This is a genomic window from Croceitalea sp. MTPC5 (assembly GCF_036985505.1).
In the GTDB taxonomy this organism is placed as follows: domain Bacteria; phylum Bacteroidota; class Bacteroidia; order Flavobacteriales; family Flavobacteriaceae; genus Croceitalea.
Window position 1 is genome coordinate 1 of sequence record NZ_BTGQ01000015.1, and the last position, 3,282, is coordinate 3,282.

Below are 3,282 nucleotides of genomic sequence, written 5' to 3' on the forward strand. Positions count from 1 at the left end.
GGGGCAATGTCAAAAAACCTAATGAAAGACCAATTATTAAAAAAACTACTATTACTATCAATAGGTCTACTTTTGTTTTTCTTTGGTAACGGGAATGTTCACTATGCATTTGCTACTTGGCTCTTTCCAGTTTTTCTACTCTACGCATCAAGAACAACCAAGCCAGTAATATCTTATGCTTTGATTCCTATATTATTAGGCATATGTAGTCACTTCTCATTTTGGAAGTTCATACCTAGTAGACCAAATGAGATACTTTATTATGTTCCTTTTTTATTAGGAACTTTATATGGTTTTGTTTTCTTGATTGACAGATTTTTGTACCCAAAAATTAATGGATTTATAGCTTCTCTGATATTTCCATTGGCTTATACCTCATTAGATTATTTGGTTAACTTATTAAGCCCTTTGGGCACAACGGGCATACTTGGCTATTCACAAATTGAGTTTCTATCATTTTCACAACTGGCTAGTCTAACAGGGATGTGGGGTATGACTTTTATGATAACTTGGTTTGGTTCAATTGCAGTTTGGTGCCTATTCAATTTTCAAACTAGAAAAAAGCAAATCAAAAACGGAATTTTGATTTATACTTCCATTTTCCTGTCAATTATAATTTATGGGGAAATACGATTAGGCCTTAATAACGAACTGGAAAAGGTTAAAATTTCGGGAATACATACCAATGAGAAATCAGAAGACTTTGAGTTGTGGGGTAAATTGCGAAATAAAGACACGATAGGGTTCGAAAAATTAAGCAATCAGCAAATTCAAAAATTAATAGACAAAACAATTTCTGAATCAGAGAAAGGAGCTAAAATTATTGTATGGAGTGAAATTTCATTACAAATATTAAAAAAAGACCAAGATAGCTTAGTTAATATATTCAAATCACTAGCAAATCAAAATGACATTTATCTGCTTACAAATCCTTTTGTTATTAATGTTAAAGGAAAAAAATCAGAAAATAAGATTATGCTATTCAGCCCTGATGGAGAATTGGAATTGGAACATTATAAATACGGTGGGAATTTCTTAGAGCAAACTCGGGAAGGGTCAAAAAGACTTTCAAAAATAGAAACACAATATGGGAATTTATCAGGACTTATTTGTTGGGACGCCGATTTCCCTTCAATAGTAAAACAGATTCATAATCTGAAGACGGACATTTTACTAATTCCTGCTTCCGACTGGAAAGAAATTGCGCCATTACATACTATAATTGCAATTTACCGTGGAATTGAAAACGGATGTTCAGTCGTTAGACAGACAAGGAATGGTTTATCTATTATGACTGACCAGAAAGGCAACACTATTTCAAGTATGAACCATTTTGAAAATAAAGATTGGTTGATGACAGGAGAAGTTCCAAAGAAACGGATTTGGACTTTGTACCCAATAATTGGCGATTTATTCGGTTGGCTTGCATTCTTAGGCTTAGGAATTTTGACCTTTTTAGCACTAAAAAACACTGCCCCTAACAATACCTATAGCAAATAGGGCATAAAGTATTAAATTTAATGGCTAGGGCTTGTTTGCCAAGTCCGCCAAATCTTTTGGATTTGGCTTTTAAAATAAAAAAGATAAAAACAAAACAAAAAGCTTTGGCTAGCAGACCAGACGGAAACGAAAAGTTTCCTTGCGTGCCCTACTTGCCATAGCCGAGACGTTGTGAGTAATTTAAATGAACATCGAAAACTCAATAATATCAGAAATTTTTAAAGAAATCTCTTTTTCAAAAAAAGAAGAAAATCTTATTGAAAATAAACTTAAAAAACTCGATTTAAAAAAAGGAGTTACAATATTAAAAGCAGACGATAAAGTCCTCAATCAATATTATGTTTACAATGGTTGTTTAAGAACTTACTTTATTGATAAATCTGGCAAAGAACATACTTTGCAATTTGCCATTAATGATTGGTGGATAAGTGATTATACAGCTTTCTTCACAACAACTAAAGCAGTAATGTATATTGAAACTATTGAGGAAGCAACGATATATCAAATTTCAAAAAAAAGTATGGAAGATTTATTCATAGAGATTCCACAATTAGAAACTTTTTTTAGAAAAAAAATGGAAAAAGCTTTTGCTAGTTTTCAAAAGAGGATATTAGCAAATTTGGCCCAGTCTGCTAAAGAAAGATATGTTTCGTTTATCAATACTTACCCAAATATTGAACAGACTGTAAAAAATTACCATATAGCTTCTTATCTAGGAATTACTACCGAAACCTTAAGTAGAATTAGAAAAGAAATGTCTCTTAATTGATTTTATTGACATACATCAATTTTCAGCACTTAATTTGACTATAATTTTGCCTTTTTAAAACAAAATAATTCTCAAATGAAAAGAATAACAACAATTATAATCGCTTTGGCTTTATTTTCGTCCTGTGGCAAAAACACAAAAGAAACTAATTCTAATGAGCAAAAATTAAGTACTAACACAGAAACAGAAAAAAGTAAAACAATGAAAAAAGTATTATTTGTATTAACAAGTCACGAAGATTTAGGAGATACTGGGCTCAAAACTGGTTTTTGGATAGAAGAGTTTGCAGCACCTTATTATTTATTAAAAGATAAAGGAATTGAAATTACTTTAGCATCTCCAAAAGGAGGACAACCTCCAATTGACCCAAAAAGTGCTTCTCCAGACTTTCAAACCCCAGCAACTGTAAGATTTAATGACGATAAAGAAACCCAAGAAGTCTTATCTAGAACAATAAGATTGGAAACTGCAAACCAAGCAGATTTTGACGCTGTATTTTATCCTGGTGGACACGGTCCTTTATGGGATTTAGCTGAAGATAAAAATTCAATTGCTTTAATAGAAGATTTTTATAAAAATAATAAACCAGTTGCTGCTGTTTGCCACGCTCCTGCTATTTTTAAACACACAAAAAATACAAATGGGACTTATTTGGTTAATGGCAAAAAAGTAACTGGATTTACAAACGGAGAAGAAGAAGCTGTTCAACTAACTTCTATTGTTCCATTTTTAGTAGAAGATATGCTAAAAAGTAATGGTGGAATTTACTCTAAAAAAGCAGATTGGAATCCTTATGCTGTTGAAGATGGTTTATTAATAACTGGACAAAACCCTGCCTCTTCTGAATTAGTAGCTGAACTTCTACTTAAGAAAATAAAGTAAAAACTACTCACAACATTGTATAAAAGCAATAGCGGTTTGGGTTATAATAACTCAAACCGCTATTTTATTTTAATTAAGTATCTTGCTATTCGAATAGTGGAGCGTTTTAATCCGCTACTGCTCTTATACTA

General features: G+C 31.7%; 3 protein-coding genes. All 3 read left to right on the top strand.

Translation table 11 applies throughout. The features are described 5' to 3' along the window. The coding region (locus tag AACM45_RS20130; RefSeq protein WP_339144989.1) for a nitrilase-related carbon-nitrogen hydrolase at positions 1–1,500 on the top strand (1,500 nt) is incomplete at its 5' end. A gap of 184 nt (positions 1,501–1,684) precedes the next feature. After that, the gene (locus AACM45_RS20135; protein WP_009780801.1) at positions 1,685–2,269 is read left to right on the top strand and encodes a Crp/Fnr family transcriptional regulator; all 585 of its coding nucleotides are present in this window, start codon (positions 1,685–1,687) and stop codon (positions 2,267–2,269) included. 75 nt (positions 2,270–2,344) lie between these two features. Then, positions 2,345–3,151, top strand: a complete 807-nt coding sequence (locus AACM45_RS20140; protein ID WP_009780802.1) for a type 1 glutamine amidotransferase domain-containing protein — start codon at positions 2,345–2,347, stop codon at positions 3,149–3,151. Positions 3,152–3,282: the final 131 nt, after the last annotated feature.